22 protein-coding genes are annotated in these 23,186 nt (G+C 50.2%); 6 read left to right on the plus strand and 16 right to left on the minus strand.

Features of this window, described 5'->3' with window-relative positions:
* Positions 1 to 246 precede the first annotated feature (246 nt).
* Positions 247 to 621 carry a hypothetical protein gene (locus KVT34_RS12305; protein ID WP_254634791.1) on the minus strand — a complete coding sequence of 125 codons (375 nt, stop codon included), beginning with the start codon at positions 619 to 621 and terminating at the stop codon, positions 247 to 249.
* Here KVT34_RS12305 and KVT34_RS31800 point away from each other — a divergent pair.
* Entirely contained in the window at positions 620 to 844 is a 225-nt protein-coding gene (locus tag KVT34_RS31800) for a hypothetical protein (RefSeq protein ID WP_254634792.1), read from the plus strand. The two genes, KVT34_RS12305 and KVT34_RS31800, sit on opposite strands and share 2 nt — an antisense overlap.
* On the opposite strand, the gene KVT34_RS12310 is transcribed toward KVT34_RS31800, so the two are convergent.
* A complete protein-coding gene (locus tag KVT34_RS12310; protein WP_217558927.1) occupies positions 841 to 2,088 on the minus strand; it encodes an MFS transporter in 1,248 nt (415 codons plus the stop codon). The genes KVT34_RS31800 and KVT34_RS12310 overlap by 4 nt on opposite strands.
* 691 nt (positions 2,089 to 2,779) lie before the next feature.
* On the opposite strand from KVT34_RS12310, the gene KVT34_RS12315 reads away from it, so the two are divergent.
* The gene (locus tag KVT34_RS12315) at positions 2,780 to 3,451 is read left to right on the plus strand and encodes a GntR family transcriptional regulator (RefSeq protein ID WP_217559296.1); all 672 of its coding nucleotides are present in this window, start codon (positions 2,780 to 2,782) and stop codon (positions 3,449 to 3,451) included.
* A 449-nt stretch (positions 3,452 to 3,900) separates the two neighbouring features.
* On the opposite strand, the gene cntE is transcribed toward KVT34_RS12315, so the two are convergent.
* The 10 genes from cntE to KVT34_RS12365 form a co-directional block, all read right to left on the minus strand.
* A complete protein-coding gene (gene cntE, locus KVT34_RS12320) occupies positions 3,901 to 5,088 on the minus strand; it encodes a staphylopine family metallophore export MFS transporter CntE (protein ID WP_217558928.1) in 1,188 nt (395 codons plus the stop codon).
* Positions 5,089 to 5,131: 43 nt separating this feature from the next.
* Positions 5,132 to 5,875 carry an ABC transporter ATP-binding protein gene (locus KVT34_RS12325; RefSeq protein WP_217558929.1) on the minus strand — a complete coding sequence of 248 codons (744 nt, stop codon included), beginning with the start codon at positions 5,873 to 5,875 and terminating at the stop codon, positions 5,132 to 5,134.
* Positions 5,862 to 6,683 carry a staphylopine uptake ABC transporter ATP-binding protein CntD gene (gene cntD / locus KVT34_RS12330; RefSeq protein WP_217558930.1) on the minus strand — a complete coding sequence of 274 codons (822 nt, stop codon included), beginning with the start codon at positions 6,681 to 6,683 and terminating at the stop codon, positions 5,862 to 5,864. Before cntD ends, KVT34_RS12325 begins: the two co-directional genes overlap by 14 nt.
* A gap of 7 nt (positions 6,684 to 6,690) precedes the next feature.
* Complete coding sequence (cntC, locus tag KVT34_RS12335) at positions 6,691 to 7,584, minus strand: staphylopine uptake ABC transporter permease subunit CntC (RefSeq protein WP_217558931.1); 894 nt, start codon at positions 7,582 to 7,584, stop codon at positions 6,691 to 6,693.
* Complete coding sequence (gene opp1B, locus KVT34_RS12340) at positions 7,581 to 8,516, minus strand: nickel/cobalt ABC transporter permease (RefSeq protein ID WP_217558932.1); 936 nt, start codon at positions 8,514 to 8,516, stop codon at positions 7,581 to 7,583. The genes cntC and opp1B overlap by 4 nt, the downstream gene beginning before the upstream one ends.
* A 53-nt stretch (positions 8,517 to 8,569) precedes the next feature.
* Positions 8,570 to 10,174: a staphylopine-dependent metal ABC transporter substrate-binding lipoprotein gene (gene cntA / locus KVT34_RS12345; protein WP_217558934.1), complete on the minus strand. Its 1,605-nt coding sequence runs from the start codon at positions 10,172 to 10,174 to the stop codon at positions 8,570 to 8,572.
* Between the two features lie 25 nt (positions 10,175 to 10,199).
* Positions 10,200 to 11,516 carry an opine metallophore biosynthesis dehydrogenase gene (locus KVT34_RS12350; RefSeq protein WP_217558935.1) on the minus strand — a complete coding sequence of 439 codons (1,317 nt, stop codon included), beginning with the start codon at positions 11,514 to 11,516 and terminating at the stop codon, positions 10,200 to 10,202.
* A 27-nt stretch (positions 11,517 to 11,543) separates the two neighbouring features.
* Entirely contained in the window at positions 11,544 to 12,338 is a 795-nt protein-coding gene (locus KVT34_RS12355; RefSeq protein WP_217558936.1) for an SAM-dependent methyltransferase, read from the minus strand.
* A 27-nt stretch (positions 12,339 to 12,365) separates the two neighbouring features.
* Positions 12,366 to 13,199: a histidine racemase CntK family protein gene (locus KVT34_RS12360; protein WP_217558937.1), complete on the minus strand. Its 834-nt coding sequence runs from the start codon at positions 13,197 to 13,199 to the stop codon at positions 12,366 to 12,368.
* Positions 13,200 to 13,498: 299 nt separating this feature from the next.
* A complete protein-coding gene (locus KVT34_RS12365) occupies positions 13,499 to 14,101 on the minus strand; it encodes a sugar O-acetyltransferase (protein ID WP_217558938.1) in 603 nt (200 codons plus the stop codon).
* A gap of 227 nt (positions 14,102 to 14,328) precedes the next feature.
* Between KVT34_RS12365 and KVT34_RS12370 the strand changes: the two genes are divergently transcribed.
* Positions 14,329 to 16,569, plus strand: coding sequence for a PQQ-dependent sugar dehydrogenase (locus KVT34_RS12370; RefSeq protein ID WP_217558939.1), 2,241 nt, complete (start codon positions 14,329 to 14,331; stop codon positions 16,567 to 16,569).
* 93 nt (positions 16,570 to 16,662) lie between these two features.
* Here KVT34_RS12370 and KVT34_RS12375 read toward each other — a convergent pair whose 3' ends face one another.
* On the minus strand, positions 16,663 to 17,406 hold the full coding sequence (locus tag KVT34_RS12375; protein ID WP_217558940.1) for a DUF4184 family protein: 744 nt from the start codon (positions 17,404 to 17,406) through the stop codon (positions 16,663 to 16,665).
* 68 nt (positions 17,407 to 17,474) lie between these two features.
* Positions 17,475 to 18,236, minus strand: a complete 762-nt coding sequence (locus tag KVT34_RS12380) for a class I SAM-dependent methyltransferase (protein WP_217558941.1) — start codon at positions 18,234 to 18,236, stop codon at positions 17,475 to 17,477.
* A gap of 273 nt (positions 18,237 to 18,509) precedes the next feature.
* Between KVT34_RS12380 and KVT34_RS12385 the strand changes: the two genes are divergently transcribed.
* From KVT34_RS12385 to KVT34_RS12395, 3 genes are all read left to right on the plus strand, one after another.
* Complete coding sequence (locus KVT34_RS12385) at positions 18,510 to 19,394, plus strand: pentapeptide repeat-containing protein (RefSeq protein ID WP_217558943.1); 885 nt, start codon at positions 18,510 to 18,512, stop codon at positions 19,392 to 19,394.
* A gap of 365 nt (positions 19,395 to 19,759) precedes the next feature.
* The gene (locus tag KVT34_RS12390; RefSeq protein WP_217558945.1) at positions 19,760 to 20,335 is read left to right on the plus strand and encodes a sigma-70 family RNA polymerase sigma factor; all 576 of its coding nucleotides are present in this window, start codon (positions 19,760 to 19,762) and stop codon (positions 20,333 to 20,335) included.
* Complete coding sequence (locus tag KVT34_RS12395; protein WP_217558946.1) at positions 20,325 to 21,380, plus strand: hypothetical protein; 1,056 nt, start codon at positions 20,325 to 20,327, stop codon at positions 21,378 to 21,380. The genes KVT34_RS12390 and KVT34_RS12395 overlap by 11 nt, the downstream gene beginning before the upstream one ends.
* A gap of 201 nt (positions 21,381 to 21,581) precedes the next feature.
* Here the strand turns inward: KVT34_RS12395 and KVT34_RS12400 are convergent, their stop codons facing one another.
* Both KVT34_RS12400 and KVT34_RS12405 read right to left on the minus strand, forming a co-directional pair.
* A complete protein-coding gene (locus KVT34_RS12400; protein WP_217558947.1) occupies positions 21,582 to 22,283 on the minus strand; it encodes a class I SAM-dependent methyltransferase in 702 nt (233 codons plus the stop codon).
* 32 nt (positions 22,284 to 22,315) lie between these two features.
* Entirely contained in the window at positions 22,316 to 23,179 is an 864-nt protein-coding gene (locus tag KVT34_RS12405; protein ID WP_302695266.1) for a DMT family transporter, read from the minus strand.
* Positions 23,180 to 23,186: the final 7 nt, after the last annotated feature.

A 23,186-nucleotide genomic window follows, 5' to 3' on the forward strand; every position in this document is an offset into this window, starting at 1 on the left:
ACAACAAGAATTACTGAATAAGAAGGCTGAATTTATTGTAGCCTTAGATGAAGGAAAGAACCTCACAGAACGCAAAGAAGCTTTTAGGAAGGAAGTTGAACGCTTCGTTGACCTCGACATTAGCGATGAACAGGTATTGAAGCAGTTCCTCCAAAGGCTTATCCAAACAATCGAAGTATTCGAGGATGGAAAGATTAAGATTAACTATAACCTTTCCAATCCTCTCCCCTCGAATTAAGGTACAGTTTATTGAACTGTATCTTTTCTTTCAAGACTCACTGTACACTCCACATGCGTCATCTGTGGAAACATATTCACCGGCTGCACCCATTCGATCTGGTAGCCGCCGCGGAGCAGCGTTTCGCAATCCTTGGCCAGAGTGGCCGGGTTGCAGGAGACGTACACGAGCCGCGCGGGCCTGGCTTGGAGAATGGCTTGCAGCAGCGACTGTTCACAACCTCCACGGAGGGTCAACGACAATGAAATCGGGCTTGATGCAGCGCCCGACCCATTCTGGCAGCAGCTTCTCGGCGCATCCCTCCAAGGAATACGCTGCACAAACTGCTTGGAATCCGGCAGCCAGTCCGTAGCGGTTATGAGTGTAAGCTGTAAGCTGTACATGCCCCGTCACTTCGCCGACACGGGCGACGACTGTCCGCACCCCACCTTCTCGAGTACGTTCATTATAAGCGGGCATCTGCAATTCCGTCATACTGGCTTTTACCTGCTCAATCATCTGGTTAACGACAGGATGCTGGACGGCACCTCCGCCGCCCTGCCGGCCAACTTCTTCTTCCGGCTATCCCGGCGAGCGGGACATCATGGACAGCATCAATTAAGTTAAGATTGAGCAACAGAGACCTGCTGCGCTTCTTTCTTTACTTTTTTGTCCGACGGCAGGAAAATCGTTAACAGCCCCAACAGCGGCAAGTAAGCGCAGCATTGAATAATGAAATCAATACTTGTTGTGTCGGCCATGTTGCCGAGAATGGCGGAGCCGACACCGCCTAAACCGAAAGCAAGCCCAAAGAAGATCCCGGAGACAAGTCCTACTTTGCCCGGCAGCAGCTCGTTGGCATAAACCATAATAACCGAGAAAGAAGATGACAAAATTGTGCCAGCCAAGAAAATCCAGATGATTGAGAAAGTCAGATTGGAATAGGGCAGCATCAATGCAAATGGTGCGGTGCCCAGGATCGAGAACCAGATCAGTTTCAGCCGGCTAAAGCGGTCTGCCAGCAAGCCGCCAAGCAGCAAGCCTACAACGTTAGCCGCCAGGAATACGAACAGAATGATTTGCGCCTGCCCCATCGTGACACCGAAACGGTCAATGACAAAGAACGAATAATAGCTGCTGATCGCCGCAACATACAAGTTTTTCGAGAATACCAAAATCATAAGAATTGTAATCGCAAGCACAATACGGCCGGTTGATAACCCGGTTGGACTCACTGGACTTTGTTTTGTTTTGGCGCCGGCAGCATCAGCTGGAACCAATTGATTTTGATACCAGCGGGCCACATAAAACTGAGCAAAAAAGCCTGCCGCAATCACGATCGAAAGCCAAACGAGCCCTTGCTGGCCGGTAACGACAAACCAGACAGCAGTCAGCACTGGAGCAATCGCTTGCCCCATAAATCCGCCAAATTGAAAAATCGAGGAGGCTGCTCCTTTTTTATCGCCTGCTGCCAGAAACGACACGCGTGCCGACTCCGGATGGAAAATAGCTGAGCCAAGTCCAATCAGCATAACGGCGAACATGACAACCCAAAATTGATGCGCATAAGCAAGTGTGATGACGCCAAGCATTGTAAACAGCATGCCGAACGGCAGCATCATCGGCTTAGCCTTGTTGTCCGTGTAAATCCCGATCAGGGGCTGCATAATGGCTGCAGTCAAATTGATCATTAGTGAAATGAGACCGATTTGAGCAAAATTTAGGGACAAGGACGATTTTAAAATCGGGAACAACGACGGGACAATAAACTGAATCGTATCATTCAATAAATGCATCATGCTGATCGTCAGCAAAATGGGATAAATCGTCTTCACGGCAATTGATGCCGGTTGTATGGTTTTTGTTGCCATTGCAAACCTCTCCTCGTATAGTAGTGGCTTCTCACTCCAGAGAATGAAACTCATTCTCTTAAGATGGCTGGCATATAGCCCTTTTTGTAAAAATCATCTTATTCTCTCCTTCATCCCCCTCCCATAAAAAAACTCCTGCCGTCCAGACACGCAACACGCGTATAAGGGACGAAAGGAGCGAGTATTCTTCCGCGGTACCACCCATAATTGCTGCATGCATACACAGATAGTTCCGCGTACTCAGTACAGCCACTTCCAATCGGCTAACAGCCGATCAACGGCACAGTAACGTGCGCCACTCCGATTCCCTCTAATCGTTGACTGGTTCAAGGAAATAGCTCCGAGGCGAGTTGGCAGTAGGGTTATGACGATGCTTTCAGCTTCTGCACCGATCTCTGTACATAAGAGCCTCTGCCTGCTCCTCATCATTGCTTCATGTTGTTTGAACGATACAAGAACAAATCTCAATCGTAATATATTGCATATTATATTCTGCATATCTTCTAGACGCAATCTTTTTTTGCGATAAAATAAAGCTTTTTCTCTTTTCTCTTTCATTGCCGCCCCTTAAGCGCTGTTTCTAATGCTCTTTCAATTGCTTTCAGCTGCAAGATGCGATATATTAAAAATCAAAATATTATGGAACAATGACTGTTGTTTTTGTCTATCAAGGATGAAGAGGATGAATGGAATGCCAATACCTGACAATTATTCGACACCAGTCCGCTCGACAGCCAAAGATCGGACATTGTCACAATTGCAGAAATGGATTATTGACGGCACGCTGCAGCCTGACGAAAAGCTCAATGATGCCGAACTTGCCGCTGCGCTGGGCGTGAGCCGAACGCCGGTTAGAGAAGCGCTGCAATTGCTCGAAGCACAGGGACTCGTCCAGATGTTTCCCGGCAAGGATACGCGAGTGACCCGGATCGACAAAGACGATATTCATAAACCGTACGCCCCCCTCGGTGTACTGCACGCATTGGCAGCCGAGATGGCGGCCCAACTGATTCAGCCGGAACAAATCGAACAATTGCGGGAATTGAATCAAGCATTTGCGAAGTGCATTCTTGAAAAGGATCTGTATCAGGCGCTTGAATATGATGAGGAGTTTCACAACCTGATTGTAGAAATCGCAGACAATTCGTATATCACGTCCTTTTGCTCTTCGCTCCAATTGCATATCCGCCGCTTTAAATATGTGTTTTTAAGCCATCCAATCGAACAGACACAAACGGCCGTTCAAGAGCATGAACAAATCATTCAAGCGCTGCAGGATCGTGATTCGGCAACAGCCGCACGCATCATCAAGCAAAATCTGTCCCGGCCGCTTGACGAGTTTCATAAGCAGTTACATGAATAATACGGTTGAGATTAAAACCTCCCTTAGTCGCAAACAAGCTGTCGTCATGAAACGACTTTGCGATTAGAGAGGTTTTTTTATTTATAAACACTTGCTTTCAATGCTGTATAAGTTGAATTATTGAATTTAAGCAAAAGAATGACTGCGCTTGTAGTAACGAATATTTCAAGTAATATCATAAATAGATTTTCAAGCATTGGTTTCACAAGGTGACGTTAACGCCGGATGAAATGCGGAGTCAAGTCCTGTCAGGTGACAAGCGTTACAGAACCTATGTCATCGAAGATCGGAACACCACCCTCGGGTACCAAAAATGCGCCCATTTCAAAGAAATCGGGCGCAAGTTCGACAGATGACTGGATATCGCCAGTTATCAGAAGCTGATTTGAATACGCCGATAGCCTGAAAGCTTGTAAGCTTGCAAGTTTGTGACTGATCAGCATTCAAGTTTATCTTGACCCGACAAAAATCTTACGCCGCTCATAAGCAAAAAAGATCATCGACGCACCTAAAATCGCGCAAATCAAGTACATAAACGAGTACGAAGAAAGATCCGCGACGGGGCCCATCACAACGCCGCCCAGCGAAACGCCTAAATCGGCCGTAGCGATAAATAAGCCGAGCAGCACATTGCGATTATGCTGCGGCAATACAAAAGTCAAATACGTCGTTAAGGTCGGATAAAGCAGGGCCTGGGCGATGCCCGTTAAACTTGCGCCGACATAAAAAAACATCGTTCCGCCGGCTGCGGAAAAGCTTACACATTGCACCCCTGCGGCTAATATCAGCATAATCGCCATCATAAAAGACGAATGCCACTTTCCGTCCGAAGGGATTTTCTTCCTAAGCACAAAACGGGCGGCCACTACGGCCGTCGCCTGAATCATCAGATATATGGCCGCATTTCCGCTCTCGATCTGCATCGCATACAGGGGAATAAAGGTTGTCACCGCTCCGAATACAAGGGAAGCTGTCAGCATCAGAACGCTGCATTTGAATATATGCGGGTTTTTAACCAGATGCCCGAAGGAATGGAGCATCTTGGCGCCATGCTCGGGCTGGCCCGCAGCGGGTTCGGCCTCTTTTTTTTCCATCCTAGCACTATAACCTACCACTCCGGTAAGAACGGCAATCGTGATCATAACCACTATAAAATAACGGCTATCCGCTGTTTGCCACATGCCCAAAGCCAGCAGAGGTCCCATAATATTCGGCATGGAAGCGCATAAGGAATACATCGAAATACCTTGTGACCGGTCCTTATCCGGCAGTGCGTCTATAATACCCAACTGCAGAGCCATGGAGAAAAAAGCGGTACAGACCCCTTGCAGCATACGGGCCGCGAAGTATCCCCCGAGCCCGGTAAATGTGTAAAGTAGTAGAGCGAACCCGTTAATAACAAGAATCGTCCGCAGCACTTTAATCGGACCGTGCTTGTGAATCACCTGACCCGCCCAGGGCCGAAAAAACATCGTTGTAAATAAGTACGCCCCCATAATGATCCCGATCGTCGTATTCGTGGCCCCCAGCGATTCGCCCTTCAAAGGAATGATCACGTTTAAAATGGAGTTGGCGCTGAAGTATAACAGAGTCAACATATACAGCCTCAGAAAAGGCCAGGACAAAGCTCCTCTCACCGTTCTTGCTCCTTCCCGAATTCTCTACGTCCGCCTTATAACGCTAGGTAATGATCATCTGCAATAATTTCCTTGCATACGCGGATTGAACGTCTTTTAAGTGTGCGATGTTCACCGTTTCTTTGATCCGGCCCTGCCGCATGAAGACGACCCTGTCGCAAATATAGGCGGCAGCCTGTATGTCATGGGTGATGAAGATGTAGCCCATGTTGTAAATTTTCCTCAATCTTTTGAGCAGCTGGAGCACCTGGATTTGAACCGAACCATCCAGCGAGCTGATGGCTTCGTCCAGCAAAATACATTTGGGCTCGGTTGAAACGGCTCTGGCTATGCACACTCTTTGAGCTTCTCCGCCCGACAATTCATGGGGGTATTTTGTCCGATAGGATGAGTCCAGTCCGACTTGACGCAGCAGCAGATCAATCTTGCCTGAAGCCTCTTTTCGGGCTGTGTTTTGCAGCTTCAAAGGTTCCATCATAGCCTGCTCCACCGTATAAAACGGATTGATGGAGGAGGTATAGTCTTGAAAAACAGCGCTGATGTTCCCCCATCTCGCATTCCGCTCCCCTATCCTTTTTCCCTCAAATAAAACGGTTCCTTGATCCGGCTCCTCAATCCCTATGATCAGTCGGCCCAGTGTGGATTTGCCACTTCCGCTTTCTCCCATGATGCCCAGACATTCCCCTTGCCCGCATTCGAAGCTGATGTCTGCTAACACGTTTTGTTTTTTCTTGGAAAATAAGCCGCCCGTTTTGTACGATTTCCCCACACCTTCAATCCTCAGCACGGCGGACGCCTCCCATTAGGTTTCTAAAATGATGATCCAGCGAAAGCTTTGAGGCTACCAAATAGCGGGTATATTCGTGGCGTGCTTCGGTGAAAATGGCCGCAGTCGGCCCTCTTTCCACCACTTCTCCTTCTTTCATAACCAGCACCTCATCCGAAAGTTTTCGGACAATGCCCAGGTCGTGCGAAATAAAAATCATGGAGCAGCCCATTCTCTTCCTAAGCTGCGCCAACTGTTCGACTACCTCGAATTGGGAGATCGTATCCAGCGCCGTAGTCGGTTCGTCTGCGATCACGAGATCTGGTTCCAGCACAATAGCCAGCGCAATCATAACGCGTTGAAGCATGCCCCCCGAAAGCTGGTGCGGATACTTGTTCATCACCGCTATCGGATCTTTGAGCATCACGCTTTCCATTGCTTTGGCCATCTTCGCCGTTATTTCGTCACGGCTCCAGCCGAAATGTCCGGCAAGCGTTTCTTTTAAATGGACCCCGACCACACAAGAGGGATCGAAGGCCCGCATGCCGTTTTGCAAAATCATGCAGAGCTGTTTTCCTCTTCTTTTTCTCATTTCTTTCTCGGATAGCTCGCTTAAGTTTACTCCGCCGAACAGAATGTCTCCGGATTGACGGATATTGGGTTTAGTCAATCTCATAACGGCTCTGCAGGTCAGGGACTTCCCGCTTCCGCTTTCTCCGACGATGGCCAGACAGCTTCCCTTCTTTACATGAAAAGAGCTATTCGGGATCATCACTTCACCGGTGAGGTTATCCCAGACTTTTAAATTTTTCACTTCTAAACTGTTCATGACGGGATTAAGCCACCCCATTTCCTTGAATCGCCGTACCGGAAGCGATGGTCTGACCTTGCGGCTTTTGCTTGGAGGTTCGTAATTTAGGATCTAACGCAGCTTGGAGTGAATCGGACAAAAAGTTGACGGCCGACACGACAAGAACGATTGCTAAACCCGGCGCTAACATAAGTTCCGGCTTCGAGAACATGACTTCCCTTGCCTCATTCAGCATCATGCCCCACTCTGCGTTCGGAGCTTGAACGCCTAAACCGAGGAAGGAGAAGCCGGATAACTGCAAAATCATGGAACCGAAAGAACTGCTTGCCAGAACGGCAATGTCGGGAAGCGAGACGGGCACAATATGCTTGGCCATAATTTGAAAGCTGCCGGCGCCAAGCGCTTTAGAGAACTTCACATAGTCCGCTTCGGCAACTTGCATGACAGACGTTCGGATGACACGGGCAAACCAGGCCCATTTCAGACATACAAACGCAATCAAGATATTTTCAAAGCCTGCGCCCACAATGCCGATCACGGCCAAAATCATGACATAACCGGGAAAAGAAAGCATCACATCGCAAATTCTCATCACGACGGCATCGGTTCTTCCCCTGAAATACCCTGCAATAAAGCCGAAAAAGGCACCGATCCCTACCGTTAGGATCAAGGCAGCCATCACCCAAAGCACGCTTGGACGGATACCGTAAATTAATCTGGATAAAACACATCGTCCCAAGTGATCGTTGCCTAACAGATAGCCCGGCGACGGACCCGCAAACCGTAGATCCATACGCACTTCCCCGGGAGCATGCGGTGCAATCAGAGGGGCAAAGATCCCGGCAGCGAGAATTGCGGCGATAATGAATAAAGATAGAACAGCCGGCTTGTCTTTCCATATCGATTCAAATCGTTTCATGACATCCCCTTCCTTAACTTGGGGTTCATTGCCGCGAGAATCACATCCGACAAGGCATTGAACAGTACGAAGGCCGCCGCCAAAACAAGGACATAAGCTTGGATGATCGGGAAATCCCTGCTAAGAATGGATTTGACACTTAACGTCCCCAGTCCGGGCCACGCGAACAGGTTTTCTACGACGACTGTGCTTCCCAAAATAATGGGGATGGCCATGCAAAACACGGAAACAGCCACCTGAAGCGAATTTCTTAGGATATGCATCATTATTTTCCTTTCCGGTAAGGCGCTTGCCCTGCCGTACAGCACATAGTCCTCATTCATCTGGCCGATCATGGAGCTTCTGACGATCCGGAAGTAAATACCGGTATAACTGATCGTAATCACGGCAACCGGTAAAAGGTAACTTTTGAAGGAGTCCATGCCGCTTGTCGGGAGAAGATCCAAGTGGACGGAAAAAAACCACACCATGAGCGATGCAAGCCAGTACGGCGGCATAGAAGTCAGCAAAAACGAGAAGCCTCTAACCGATTTGTCCACCCTCTCCCCTTCTTTCCATGCGCAGAGCACGCCTAGGGTAATGGACAGGACAATAATGGCCGCCATCGAAACCAGCGTCAGCTTTACGGTGTTCAGAAAAGCGGGACCCAGCAAGGACCAGACCGGTTTCCCCGTAACATACGAATCGCCGAAATCGAGCTGCAGGCACGAAACGAGCCAATTGAAATAACGGATCAGAAACGGCTGGTCCAGTCCGATCGCCCGATTCGTTTCCGCGATCAATTCTTCGGTTATATTCGGCACGCCTTGCGCGTGAAGGACCACTTCGGCCGGGTCCAAAGGAGACAGATGGTTTAAAACAAACGTCAGAAAGGATATGATCACAAGCAAAGGGAGCGATAATAAACATCTTTTGAGGATATAACTGCCCATAGTCATCTCCTTTTTTGTACATGGCTTCAGGGGTTCCCTGCGCATGCAAGCAGCTACTCAAAGTACATTTGCTCAAACGGCAGCTCGTATTGCGTCTGCTTAAACGAGATCCCTTTCAAATTTTTGGGAGCCAGAACGGTGACGCTGCCATTGGTAACGGGGATAAAGACGCTTTCATCATGGACAAGCGTTAAAATATCCGCGTATAACGATTTCCGTGTCTTCTCGTCGACGGACACCATCACCTCATCGATTTTTTTATAAAGCTCGGCTGCTTTCGGTATGCCTTTGGTTGTGTGCAGATAAGAGCTTTCCGATGTAAAGGCGGCAATAGTACTTTGCGGATCGTAGGCGAGCCCCCATGTTTGATTGAACAGCAGATCGTAGTCTCCCGTGGCTCTTCGTTTCGCGATAGAAGAAGATTCTTCGCCGATAAGGTCCAGCTTGGCCCCAATTGTTGTCAACGTGTGCTGAAGAAATTCCGCCTGCGTTTTTTGGGAGGAAGAATTGACGTCGTAGTAAAGCTTCAGGGTTAACGGGTTTCCGGCTTTGGTTCTGATTTCTTTGCCGCTCTCCAGATGCCAGCCCGCTTCTTCCAAAATCTTTTTCGCCGTTTCCGGATCGTAGCCCCGCTTCTTCAAATCGACATCCGCATAAGGGACGTTGGAGGAGAATAGAGCGTTAGCCGCCGTTTCCATCCCGTTAAAAATTTGCTTGCCGACGGTTTCCCGGTCAATGGAATACCAGATGGCCTCACGCACGGCCGTTTCGTGTACGGGGCCTGATTTGCTGCTGTTGGCCACGATCATTTTCGTGTTCATCGCTTTACTTCTGACCAACTGGAAATCACCCGATTGAACGAACCGGTTCATCGCTTCCACATCAATGCTGTCCGCGCCTCGATCATCCGTGAAGATAAAATTGACTTCACCCTTTTGCAGCGCCAAAAGAGTCATTTCCCCTGCCGGAAGAACTTTCGCCGTAATTTTCTTCACTTTAGGCGCGCCGCCCCAGTAGCTTTCGTTGGCTTCAAAAGTGGCATACTGTTCGGTTTTATGCTCCGTGAGCTTATAGGGACCGGTGCCGTTGTATCCGCTCACGCCATCCTTTGTCTCCCCGTTAACGAAATTTTTGGGGGAAATGAATACGTAAGGCCGGGTCATCGACAATTCCTGTAAAGCCGGATAGTAGGGCTCGGATAGATTCAATTCCACCGTAAACTCATCCAGCACCTTGCAGCTGACGATCTTAGTGGATAGTTTGATCCAGGAATGCTTGCTTGCGTTTTTTTGCACGGCTTCGATGTTTTTCTTCACAGCCTCCGCGTTAAACGGTTCTCCGTCATGAAAGGTGACATCTTTTCTTAGATGAAAAGTGTATGTTTTTCCGTCCTTCGAAGTTTCCCAAGACTCGGCCAGCAGCGGCTCCATCCCGTTTTCCGTATTTTCGACTAAGGATTCGTACACCATTCCTTGCGCCGGCATTGAACCCGTGTACAGATGGGGATTCATATCGTTAATATCTTTTGCCGTGGCGTACACCAGTTCTTTGCTTTGTTCCGTCGACCCCGTTTTCGCGCTCTTTTCGCCGGCGCAGCCTGCCAGCAGGGCAATGGTAATCAATAAAGCAGCTAATAAACCCGCTATTTTTCTCGTCACGTCTTCTCCTCCAGTATGCAGCGTACTATATGTTTTTTGATCCGAGCCTAGTCTCTATTTCACTGCGTATTCTTTTCAAATCTTCTTCAAAACTTTGCACGGTAAATGCATCCGACAACAACTCGCCTTGCAGCTTATGTTGAGCCGCTTCCTCTATTTTCCGCTCGTAGGTTGCAATGAATGTATCGATTGTCGGACAGCTTGAGTCTACGTACCTCGCAATGCCTTGTATGATTTTTATTCGGTAGTAATCTTCCTTTGGCATACGCGGGATGTCCCAGTACCCTTCTTGGTTGATAAAAATTTGCCGAATGGGAACTGCTGAGAAATCGAAATATTTCCCATCGGGATCCGGCTCGGAAAATGGATCGATTAACAGCGATGTATACCGGATGTATACCAAATACTCTTGATGGATCGTTTCGAAATGTTGGAAGTTTTCGATCTCATGACGCGATAAGCTTTCCGGCCGCACCGGATAATTATCGTCTGTCATGAACTTAAGCAAATTAAGGCCGTCTATATGCAGCTTGTGGAGAATGGCCGTCATCTCTTTCCAACAAGCCACCATATCGCGGATTAAAGCGGGTGTAATGGGACCTTCGGGAAACATTTTGTACACAAATTTCTTGGGGGCCGCATCTCCAAACAGGACATTTAACGAAAAGTCGTTCATAAACAGAGGCGGGTGGACGTATAAGGAACTATTTCTCGTTTCCGCTTCGAATGGAGAACGCATGATTTCCAAAGTTATCCCGAGTTGTTCATACAACACGCGAAGCTTCGCCACATTATCGGATGGAGCCTTGGTCGAGCCAATGAACACTTTTTTCTTGATGCCTGTCGTGATGACCTGATCGGAAGGATTGTCGTGCCTCCAGCGCGTATCGCCAAGATAGGTGGAAAAGCTGATAATTTCCGCGTCTGCACGAATATCCGTCATAAAGCGGCGGATTAAGCTGTTTGAACCGAAGGTCGGAGAAATTAAGACCACACACCGTACTTGCTGTAAAAGCTTTTCCTCGATTTGTTTGAGCACCCCTATGTATGCATCCGCTGTAACGGACAAGATGACGGTATCCCATTTTCCGGTAATGCTCTCGTATCCGTGAAAAACATCATCGACGACGCACTCGCCTTGCAGCCGCCGGTGCTTGTCATTTTGAATGTCTGCGCGGATAAGCCCGCTGCTCTCCTTTAGCGCCGCAAAGAAGTGTTCGGAACGAGCGGACTCTCGACCGGCGATTCCTACGCGGCAGTTCGCAACTTTTTTTAGCAGGACGGCCAATTGAATCGAAGCGGGACCCGTTCCCAGTACTAAGACGCGTTGAAAATCATCCATCTGATCCTTCCTTTCCCCAAATAAAGCCTATGCTTTCTGATATAAAGCGATATCGAACACATGACCGGGACGCAAAACGGTTTCAACCAAGCTCCACTTGCTCCCGTTCACCTCTTGCATGGGGTAATTGAATAAAGATTTCAAGCCGCCGCCGTATCTCATGGCCACAATCACATTCCGATCGGTCAGCGCATCCAACCGGTCCAGCAGTTCGTATTTAATGGCGACCGTTGAACTGAATATGATGTGAGTCACCTCCCGTATATCATCCAGATGCTCTACGAACACATTCTCCAGCCTGATTTTCAACCCGCTTCCCAATTCCTTTACAACCCTTCTTCCAAGGTCGACTGCCTCCCTATCAATATCAATGCCAACCACTTCCGCACCGGTTTGCTTGGCTATGTACAGTGGCGTCATGGGGAATGAACCCGAACCCACCAGCAGCACTTTCGAATCCTCCGTCACTTGAAAGCTTCCGAATTCTTTCTCGATGCAGGACTCTATATTCCGGAAATACTCCGTTCTTTCCGCCATTCCGTTCAACAACTTCCATGCCCGGTATTTTTCCATCATTCCGACACAAAACGCCGACGTCTTCCTCAGATCTTCCACTAACCGGGACATAGGGCCGGGGTCTTGCCGGTTCCAATGTTCCCATGATTCTTCGTTAGCCTCGTTCGTAATAAAAGCGGAATAGTCATCCAGGGTCGCCTCTAACTCGGAGCTTCCCTGAACGGTACCTTCGTAGCGTTCTGCCAACTGCGCAAATTTTGCTTGGAACCCGTTTAAAGTTTGCAGAAATTGTTCGGGCGTATGCATACTTTCACTCCAATCCGGTTCAGTAAGTTAAACATCAATGAACGCTCTGCCTTGGGCTACAATTCCGACGGCCCCTTCAATGGTGAGACTTGTTACGCCGTCTTCCTCCCATTCGGCCGTGACCGTCATGGTGCCTCCGGGCTGCTTGATTTGCGCGGAAACGGCCCCCTTTTTTTTCCATGACAGGAAGGCGCCAAGCGAAGCCGTGCCGGAGCCGCACCCTCTTTCCCAAATCATGCTGTCCAAAAGAGGGACATAAATAAGCGGAGCCAATTCGTCCGAGTCACTGTTAAATAACAAAATGCCGATCACGCTGGCTTCCGAAGCCGCTCCAAGCAGCTTCGCCAAGGCCTGGGCCCGATTTCTCACGGTCTCATTGAACTGATCGACTTCGATCACAATATGTAGAAAATCGGGATATCTCACCGTGACAATATCCAAGTCATTGCCTTCAAACTGGATTGTCTTCCGATCGATTTTTTTGGGCACAGGCATTGCAAGCCGGCACACGTACTCTTCCTTGACTTTTTTCACCTGACAGGTGATTAACTGTTCCGTTCCGGAAGCTTCAAGGACAATTTCCATGAAATCGTCGGGATTCATTCCTTTCTCAGAGGCAAGAAAAGCGGCTAAGGACATGCACGCATTCCCGCAAAACTCACCTCCCGCCATTCGTAAATTTGCATCGGCTTCATAGCTGCCGGGTTTTTCGATGAAGCCTACTTGTTCGGCGTACACACTGTCGTAGGACATCATTTTAGCGGCGATGGGCATATAGTCCTCAGCCAGGTGATTCGTTCTCACAAGAATGGTCATATTCTGTGTGGGATTGCATTTCACAAAGTCGATTTCACGTTTCATCAGACAACTACCTCTGGGGCCGATTTTTTAAAAAATGCAGGATTACGTCGCGCGACTGGACTTAATCGTAATCGTAACGATTATGATTATCATACTTGTAATCCCAATAAGCGTCAATAATAAAAAAAGATGCCCGAATCGGGCATCCCTGGTTCCTTTTTTATAGAGTCAAGCGATATAGGATCGCCGCCTCTGCTACGGCGCTTCTGAAGAAGAAGTGCGGCTCCTACGATCCGGCAAACAGAAAAACAAGAAAAAGACTGCTTCCGCGGAAGCAGTCTTTGGCAGCGGTTCCGGCTTTAGGCCTCCCGGAACTGGTTCCTGTCGTCTTCAGTGATCGGACGAAGGACTCGGCACGGATTGCCCGCGGCAATGACGTCCGCGGGGATATCCTTCGTAACGACGCTCCCCGATCCGATAATCGTATTGTCGCCGATCGACACGCCGGGATTGAGTATCGCCCCGCCGCCGATCCAGACGTTGTTGCCGATCGAGATCGGGAGCGCGTATTCCACTTCATTCACTCTAAGCTCCGGATGAATGGCGTGGCCGGCCGTAAACACGCTCACATTGGGACCGATCAGAACGTTGTTCCCGATTGTTACCCGATTGCAGTCGAGCACCGTTAAATTATAATTCGCATAAAAATTTTCCCCCAGCAAAATATTGTATCCGTAATCGCAGCGGAACGGGGGTTCTATAAAAAAGACTTTGCCCGCACGTCCGAGAAGCGAACGGAGCAGTTCGTTCCGTTTCTCGACTTCGCCGGGACGCAGCGCGTTATAGTCGAACAAGACTTCCTTGGCGTGCTGCCGTTCGAGCAAAAGCTCCTCTCCGAAAGCTTTATAGGGCTTGCCGGCTAACATCTTTTGTTTCTCGGTCAAAGGCTTCGGGTCCGTCATCGTGTCTGAACTCCTTTAGGTCTCGTTTTGCATCCTGTTCATTCTAACATGTTTACCGTACGAGCCAAAACGCTAAGCGTTTACATTTCAAATATATACCTTTTACTGGGGTTTATGGTAAAATAAATTACGAAAGTATAAGCGCTTTAACTTTTGAAAGGAGGACCGCCTTGTCTTTAAGCAAAGCAAACCCTTAGTGCCATTCCAAACCGAAAGGACGTGTGGGAATGATTATGCATTACAAACAGGTTGCTTTAAGTCTCTGCTTTTGTCTTCTGCTTGTTTTACTACCCGTACCGGGAAAGGCCATGGTGGAAAGTGTGCCCGCTCCTTGGAAACAGCAAAACATCGGTTCTCCCGCTCTGGCGGGCAGCGCTTCCTATGACCCGGGTGCGGGCCGTTTTGAAGTCAGCGGCTCAGGCACGGATATTTGGGGCAAATCGGACCAATTCAATTTCGTTTATCAGTCCTGGACGGGAGACGGCTCAATCGTAGCTCTCGTTTCCTCGCAGACGAACACCCATGATTTTGCCAAAGCGGGCATTACGATCCGGGAAACGCTTAAGCCGGATTCCAAACATGCCGATCTGCTTCTGACGCCTTCCAACGGATTCACATTCCAGTATCGAACGGAAACCGGAGGCGCCTCCGAGAGCGAGAAAATCGCTTCGACCTCCCCTGCGTGGGTAAAACTGGAGCGCAAAGGAAACGTCATCCGGGGGTACGTGTCCAACAACGGATTGAACTGGGGCGATCTGGGGACGCTTACTTTAAAGATGAACGCCTCCGTGTTTGTCGGCCTTGCCGTCTCCAGCCACAACACGTCCAAGCTGAGCACCGCCACGTTTACTAATGTGACGGTAAACGCGGCCGGCGACGTGTTTCCGCCGACCGAGCCGACGAACGTTCAGGCCAGATCCGTAACCGATACGTCCGCGGAAATCGCCTGGACCGCATCGCTGGACGATGTCGGTGTCACCGGCTACGATTTGTACAAGGACGATGTTTTGACCCAGGCGAACGTTGCCGGTACTTCCTATACCTTTACGGGCTTGAAACCCGCCACCACTTACCGGTTCACGGTAAAGGCCAGGGACGCGGCCGGAAACAGCTCGGCAGCCAGCGCTCCTCTGTCGGTGACGACAACCAGCGGGTCCGATACGGAGAGCCCCGCCGCTCCGGCCGGACTTGCGAGTTCAAGCAAAACCTCCACGTCCGTCCAGTTAACCTGGACCGCGGCGACCGATAACGTAGGCGTGTACGCCTATGATATTTTCACGAACGGGAAATTGTCCGGCAGCACCGACAAGACCACATTCAACGTGACGGGGCTTGCCGCCAATACCTCCTACAGCTTTACGGTAAAAGCCAGGGATCTTGCCGGCAATGTGTCCCCCGCCAGCAAAGCGCTGTCGGTTAAGACGAATCCGGCCTCTTCGGAACCTTACACGCCCGAGGTTGTCGCTTCCAATCTGGAAACGCCGTGGGCGGTCGACTTCGCGCCGGACGGCCGGATTTTTTTCACCGAACGCAACAGCGGCAGAATACGCGTCATCGTGAACGGTCAGTTGAAATCCGCACCGGTCATTACGCTGGGGTCTCCCTTCTACTACATGCCCAAGAGCGAGGGAGGACTGCTGGGACTGGCGCTCGACCCGGATTTCGCCAACAATCATTATATGTACATTTACCATTCCTACAAGACCTCGGACAACAAAGTCGCCAATCGGGTGGTCCGCCTGATCGAAAGCAACAATACCGCCAAAATCGACAAAGTCCTGATAACAAATCTTCCCGGGGCGGTGTATCACAACGGCGGCCGTCTCAAAATCGGCCCGGACAAGAAACTCTATTTCAGTGACGGCAACTACGGCAACAAGGACGACACGCTAACCTATCTCGGAGGAAAAATATTCCGGCTGAATCTGGACGGCACGATCCCGTCCGATAATCCGTTCGGCGCTTCTTCGCCGATATACAGCCGGGGGCACCGGAATCCGCAAGGCTTGGCCTGGCAGCCCGGAACGAACCGGCTATTCGAGTCCGAGCATGGAGAATCGTCCAAAGACGAGATTAACTTCATTCAACCGGGAGCCCATTACGGCTGGCCGCAGTACGAGGGCGGAAATCAGAATCAACCGGGCATTACGCCGCCTCTCATTTACGCCAGCGGGACTACTTGGGCGCCTTCCGGCATCGCGTTTGTGACCAAAGGGCCGTGGGCCGGGGATCTGCTTGTCACCAACTTGAAGGGCAAACAGATTATCCGCATGACCGTCAAGGAACAGAACGGCAAGCCCGCCATCGACAGCGACAGCCTTAACTATTTGTACGTCAATAAATACGGCCGCATCCGCGATATTGTCGAGGCCCCTGACGGCTCGCTTTATTTCGTAACCAGCAACAACGGGGATAAGAACGGGGACGGAACGCCCGATAAACTGGTCCGATTGGTACCTAATTTTTAAACCTTGCGTGTGAATGAGAAAAAGAGCGGGATTTCCCGCTCTTTTTGTTCTTTCTTAAAGCCGCCTGACGGCGGACTTTTCATTTAAACCGGTTCAACCTCGGCCGTTTCTGCTTACACTCTTGCTAAAAAACAGACAAGCCAGAAGAACGGCAAGCATAAGAGAGCTAATGGCCGGAACGACAAGCTGCAAAAGAAGCTCCAGCCCTTTGCCGTCCCCTACGAAAACAGCCGCTATCGCAAAAATCAAGACAAACAAGGCCAGCACGGTAAACCAGAAAGGCTTGCCGGAAACCCGCGATCTCTCCTCAGCCGGGACGCGTAAATGCCGATGTATCCACCAGGCCGTCCCTATCAGCCCGATCAGCGTGCTTCCGTGCTGCGCCGCTTTGTATACGGGAACTTCCAAGCCTCCCGCCGTTATCGTTCCGCCGAGGAAGGAGATATGGTTGACCAGCCAGGCGCCTTTGTGCGTGAATTGGTCCCAGATCAGGTGCGTGCCGGTGCCTGCCAGGCCCAGAACCGCGACGGTAAGCCAGCCTTTATAAGTAGCGGGAATTCCGCCTTCCCTTCTCCAGCGGTAAGGAAACCGGCCGGGCAAATAATCGTAAAGCGCCGGCCGGACAGCGGTTTCGAAGAGCAGAAACAGCAGAAGGATCATCGGAAGATTAAAAAACACGATCCCCGCTCCATGGTGGCTCCAAACACCGGCGGCCCGGAACCGGACAAAATATTCGAAATCCGGAGACATGCACCCGATTATCAGAGCGGATACCGGAAGTGTCGTTTTGTTCCACCACGGCATAACCGCCACGGGATGCGCGAATGTAAAAGGCATGCCACTACTCCTGTCATGCAAAGGTTTAAGAAATCGAGAGGGCCTTCCACCAGGAAGGCCTCTGTTGTTTACGCAAGCCGGGCTTTTATAATGAAGCGGTGCTGTGTCGTTTCAAAATAACCCTTTTCTCCGATAATCCGGTGAATCTCATACAACTTCTCCAGATAGAGGTTCTGCTCAAATCCGGGAACCTGCCAAGGTGTGGCTTTCAAATAATAAATTAAGCTGCCGATATCGTAAAATCTTTGCGGAATGAATTCTTCTTTGCCCATTATTATGTCAAAGCCGTTTGCCCTTAAACCTTCCACTGCCCTATCCAAATTCCAGCCGCTGAATTCTTCGTTCAGCGGAACGCCGAAATATTCATTCAGCTCACGGCAATCCTGCCCGCCCGACTGCTGAGTCAGAAAAATACCGTCATCCGTGATGATTCTGCTCATCTCTACCGGGCAGTAGATTTCGTGTTTGTTCAGAATCAGATCGAACTGCTTGTCTGCAAAGGGCAAATCGGAATCCTGCCAGGGCTCGAGCTGAATGACTTCTACCCCGAGCGGCTCCAGTCTTTGTCTGGCTACGGGCACATTGGGCGCGTAGCTTTCCGTCGCGTATACCTGATCGGGCAGCGGCCCCAGCATAGACAGGATCTCTCCCCCGCCTGTTCCCATATCTAGCAGGGTACCTGCGCTCCGTACAAGCGGAATAGCCAAGCTCCCGTAAGACCAGGAAAGCAGCCCGCTGTCTATACGCCCCGTTCCGGTCATAGATGTGAAATCCCACCCGGTGAAATCATGTTTAACGCCGTTTACCAAATCCAGAAAAAGTTTATCCATTGTCTTCGAATACCTCCCGAACTCATTTTTATAGTCATCGTCAAAATGAGCCCTATGCGGAGGATCTCTTATTCTCAGGTTTAGGAGTTAGGTTTCATGCTCCAGCAAATTTTGCTTCACGCCTGCTTTTCCTCCTTCAAAGGTATGCTGCGCCTGTCCGAAACAGCCGCTATTTTGCTTTATAAGAAAAAAATCCTTTCACTCCGGGCGTACCTGCCTTTAAAATGGAGGGTGTTGCTATACACGCACGGTTATACGAAGGGAGTATTTGCCATGTCTCAACCTCATGAAAATCCGGAAACGCATTCCTATAAAAGCCCTCAGGGGCTCCTGACCGACTGCGAGAAATGCTTCGGCCTCTGCTGCGTGGCGCTGCCTTATGCGGCATCCGCCGACTTTGCGAAAGACAAGGACGCCGGTCAGCCTTGTCCCAATCTGCAGCAGGACTTCCGGTGCGGCATTCACACCAGCCTGCGCCGGCAGGGCTTCAAAGGCTGCACGGTCTTTGACTGCTTCGGCGCCGGACAGAAGGTTTCGCAGGTGACTTACGCCGGAGAAGACTGGCGCCGGGTCCCCGGGTCCGCGAAGCAGATGTTCGAGGTGTTCCCGGTCATGCGGCAGCTCCATGAGCTTCTGTGGTACTTGTCCGAAGCGCTGACTCTCCAGCCCGCCCGTTCCGTACACGGTGAGCTGCGCACCGCGCTGGAGGAGACGGAACGCTTGACTTTCCTCGCCCCGGAAGCGCTTCTGGAGCTTGATGTCGCCGCACACAGGGGGAAAGTCAACGAGCTTCTTTTGCGGACGAGCGAACTCGTCCGCGCCGACGCCGCAAGCCGCCGGAAAGGCGGCACACAGCGCCGCAAAGTCGGCCGGGGCGCCGACCTCATGGGGGCGAACCTGAAGGGAGCCGATCTGAGCGGCGCCAACCTCCGGGGGGCGTATCTCATCGCCGCCGATCTCCGGAACGCCGATCTGAGAGCGGCGGACCTGATCGGCGCGGATTTCCGGGACGCCAATCTAAGCGGAGCGGATCTGCGCGGGAGCTTATTCCTCACGCAGGCCCAGCTCAACGCGGCGAAAGGCGATGCGCGCACGAAGATTCCGGCGGCGCTCGTTCATCCCTCGCACTGGTCCGCCGCCGGACACGGAACGAAATGACCGGACGACAAGTGCGATTTGACGGGCGCATGAACTTTACGCGTAAACACCGTTGCAGGCAGATTTTGGCTCGTTTTACGGAAAGGAATTGCCGCGAGCCGAATTTGGCACACGCTCCCATCCGCCTCTCTTTTACATTATAAGGGTCCAGCCGATCCTATGGCAAAAATATACACCAAGGACTGTTCGATCGTTAAAAAGCCGGGTTTTCCTATTTAAGGAATCCGGCTTTTGTATTCTCTACTTCTTGAGCTTAGTCCGCCGCCACTTCGGCCTTTTGCAAAAAAAAGAAATCAAGAACCGAACCTTTTTTCGTTAGAGAGACAATATAGGGTGTAAGCTGCTTACTCAGGAGGGCCCTCTGAATGCAAAGTGAATACATGTACCAACTACTCGCAAAAATGAAAGATGGTGATCAACAGGCGTTTCACGCGTTGTATGACGCCACCTATCAGGACGTCTACCGGACAGTCTCCTTTCTGGTGGACCACCCGCAGGATCGGGAAGATGTGATGAATGAGATCTATATGCAAATGTGGACCTCACTTGCCAACTATGATCCGAACCGCCCTTTCCACTTTTGGCTGCACGGCTTGGTCATCCGTCAAGTGCAGAGATTTCGGGTCAAGAGCTGGCGGAGATTCCGAATTTTTGAACGCATTCGCGCCTTCTCCAGGGAAGAGTCTCATTGGGATCAACCTGCCGTATTGATGGACGGGACGAACCAAATGATATCGCAGGCCATCCAAAAACTGACCGACAAACAGCGAACGGTGATTGTCCTCCGCTTTTATCATGACTATACGTTGGAGGAAATCGCGGCATTGCTCGATATTCCGCTGGGTACAGTGAAGTCCAGATATCACGCCGGTCTCCAAGCGCTTCGAAAAAACATATGGAATCTCCCCCCGGAAAGGATGGAAAAAATCAATGACTATTGAACGCAAAATCCGTGAACATCTGCACGAAGAGGCAGAAACGATGGAGTGCCCTCCGGCCGTTACCAGACGAATCGAACAATCCTATTCTCACTATTTGCAACGAAAAAGGAGCGAATTACCTATGAAAAAACGTTTAATCGGTGGAATTGTTGCTGCTGCGATTTTGATTCCAACCGCGGCATACGCGGCCCCTACCTTGATTGAAATGCTGACGAGAACACCCATGACGGCTGAACAAGTCAAAGTGGATAAGGTTGGCAAGGCAGCGCTTGAGAAGCTTTATCACGCATTTCCCGAAACAAAATCGTTTGAGATTGTCGAGGCAAGCAGCGTTCAAGATGTCCAAACAAGCATCACCCTGCAGGAAAAAGGAGGAATCGGCAAAAAGATTACCCTTCATACCAACGCCGTTACGGGTGCGATTGAACACGTGATTCAAGAGAATTGGGAGCCTAAGGAGAAGCCGCTCTCTGCTTTAACCGATCAGGAAATCAAGTCGAAGACGGATTACCTGATTGATAAACTGTACGGCAGCGTCAAAGAGTACGAGTTTGCTATGGAGCAAATGGAGAACCCGGATCAAAAAACGTTTATGTTGAATTACAGCATAAAGGGATCCAAAACACCGTTCTACCAAGTATTTGTTCAGGGCAATGCGATTAACGTTTCTCTTATCGGAGGTGAGACTACACCTTCAACCGATAAAGTAGAAGGATATTTCTCGAGAGACGGTAAGCCCGATTACTTTGCCGACGCTTTTTTAAACGATGCCAAACTGTTCTCCTTACTAAAAATCAGCCCGGCCGAACTGAAAGAAGAATTGGCAAAAGGCAAATCGGTTGTGGAAGTGGCCGCATCTAAACAGGTCTCTAAACAACAAGTGATTGACGTTATTGCAAAAACACAGGTTGATGCCCAAATCCAAGGCGAAAAGAACGGCGACGTTCCTAAAGGCAATTCCTCCATTGAACAAATGTTAAAAGCTATTGAACCAAAAGTGCTGCAAGTGATTGAGCACAAAAATGAAACATCCTCGAAGAAATAACCAGTCAAGAAGTTGAGGTTACGGTTCTAACCTCGACCCCGAACGGTAACCCGCAGGAAGGACACTTTAAAAAAAGTGCCCCTCCTGCGGGTTACTTGTGTTTGGAGTCACCCCCGCTTTTACGGCCTGCTTACCTTCACGAATGGAGTGAACCGGGTATCGCGATCCTCCTCCGTGTTGTTTGTTTCTGCATGGCTCCGATCATGTGCTTGTGGGACCGCCGGGCGCCTCGAATCGCAGTACATACGCCTGCTCGTAAGCATATTGAAGATGGTCGGCCACACATTGGTACCACCTTTTTCCTGGTGACAAATCGAGATACCATGTCGGAATCATACGCCGAATGCCGACGCGGAAACCCTCTTGAAAGAACATGTCCGCTATATGGTCCAGGGTATGCTCCTGCATGGGGATAGAGGCGTTGCTGTTGATCCGCTCTTGGATATAGGGCAGACTCGGATTGCCGCTGTAATCGGCGAAGGTCGCGTAATAGACCCCACCCGGCTTCAGCGCTTTTTTCATCTTCCTCGCATGTTCTCCGAGATCGGGAATCAGATACAGCACCGCTAAACTGAAAGCCAGATCAAATCGTCCCGCGAATTGCTCGGGTTCCGCAGTGGCCACGTATTGAATCGGCAGATCCCCTTTCCGGCTGTTGGCCACCTCCACCGACCGGCGTGCCAGGTCGGTGCCGATGCCTTCCTTAAAGGGTCTCTGCTCGTAGAGCAGCCGGAGGAATCCTCCCTGATTGCAGCCGAAATCCAGTACGCTGCACTGCGAGAGGTCCTCTTCCGGGATAAAGCTGAGCACCCTTTTCCAGTGAGGGATATGATCGTTCTCCATCCCCTGATCACCCTCTTCTTGATGCTTCCACCAAACATCGTACAAAACATCCTGATTCAATCGCTTCTCCTCCTTGTTTCAACTGGCACTTTTTACATTCGAAGCTTTGTCTTGGGACTGCTTTGGCGATTCACTCCGAACAATATCATGCAGCCGGCTACGATCAATACGCCACCTGCGGTAGTCAGCATGTCGGGAATCTCGTTCCAGAACAGATATCCGAATAGAACGTTCAGAAATAAGCCGAAATAGCTGACTACCTGTACAATTACCGCATTCTCATGCGTAAAGGCCTTCGTCAGGAACAACTGTCCAAGCAGCGATACCAGTCCGATGATCAGCAGCATTACAGACTCCCGGGCATCCGGTATCACAAACGAGTCCCACATGAAGGGAATAGCAACCAATGTAGAGGTCGCCACGAAATAAAACACAATCTCATAAGACGGATGCGTCCTGCTCAGATATCTTATCGATATGCTTGCGGCTGCGGAGAAAAAAGCGCTGAGCAGGCCGACAAGCGCAAAAACCGAGTAACTGGAAAATTCATGCGGTTTCAACAGCAGGAGAGCCCCCGCGAAAATAACGGGAAATACCGCCGCTCCCCGGCGACCCAGCTTCTCTTTCAGAATGAGCGCGGATAACATTGCCACAAAAATAGGGGCCAACTGTGCCAAGAGACTCGCGTCCGTGAGCGGGATATTTGATAACGTATAAAAAAAGGCAAGCATATACAGGCCGCCGCTCAGCCCTCTTACCGCGAGCATCGGGATGCCCTTCCTTGAAAAAGCTACTCCGCTGAATCGCATCAAGATCAAGATAAGCAGGGTTCCTATAAGTCCGCGAAAGAACGCAATTTCGGCGGCGGGGATGGTGCTGCTGATGCCTTTCACCAGCGCGTTCATCACACTGAACACGAAGGAAGACAGAAGAGAAAGCAGGATTCCGTTTTTCATATTCACC

The organism is Paenibacillus sp. GbtcB18, assembly GCF_019091125.1.
GTDB classification, from domain to species: domain Bacteria; phylum Bacillota; class Bacilli; order Paenibacillales; family NBRC-103111; genus Paenibacillus_F; species Paenibacillus_F chitinolyticus.